The following is a 691-nucleotide window of genomic DNA, read 5'->3' as shown; positions in this document are numbered from 1 at the left end:
ACCGACAGCGCACCGGTCGGCCTGCTCACCGGCAAGATCATCTTCATCACCGGCGCCAGCCGCGGCATCGGGGCCGCCGCAGCCCGGCTCTTCGCCTCCGAGGGCGCCACTGTCGTGCTCGCCGCCCGCAGCACCGACACCCTCCAGGCCATCGTGAAGGAGATCCGCGCCGACGGCGGCGTCGCCGACGCCGTCACCATGGACCTCGCCGACCCGGCGAGCATCCGCGCCGCAGTCGACCACGTCGAAACGCTGCACGGACGGCTGGATGGCGCCTTCAACAACGGCGCGGTCCCCCAGCAGCAGTTCGGCCCGGTCCACACCACCAGCGACGAGGACATCGACGAGCAGTTCGCCGTGAACTTCCGCGCGCACTGGACCGCCATGAACGCCCAGGCCGCTCTTATGCGGAAGAACGGCGGCGGGGCGATCGTCAACACCTCCAGCATCGGCAGCCGCCACGCGAACCCCGCCCTGCCCGCCTACGGCGCCATGAAGCGCGCGCTCAACAGCCTCACCGAGACCGCCGCGGTGAACTGGGCCGGTGACCGTATCCGGGTCAACGGCATCACCCCCGGCGGCACCTCCACGGAGATGATCGACACCTGGGAGACGGCGACTCCCGGCATCGTCGAGCAGATGACCGCGGCGATCCCGCTCGGTCACATGGCCGAGCCCCGGCAGATCGCCG

1 protein-coding gene is annotated in these 691 nt (G+C 70.9%); it reads left to right on the top strand.

Features of this window, described 5'->3' with window-relative positions:
* On the top strand, window positions 1-691 hold a 691-nt coding region (locus AQJ11_RS45055), incomplete at both ends, for an SDR family NAD(P)-dependent oxidoreductase (RefSeq protein ID WP_059267392.1).

It is taken from the genome of Streptomyces corchorusii, assembly GCF_001514055.1.
Taxonomy (GTDB): Bacteria; Actinomycetota; Actinomycetes; order Streptomycetales; family Streptomycetaceae; genus Streptomyces; species Streptomyces olivaceoviridis.
Note: the sequence above shows the minus strand (reverse complement) of the source record. Positions and strands in the feature narration are given on the sequence as shown.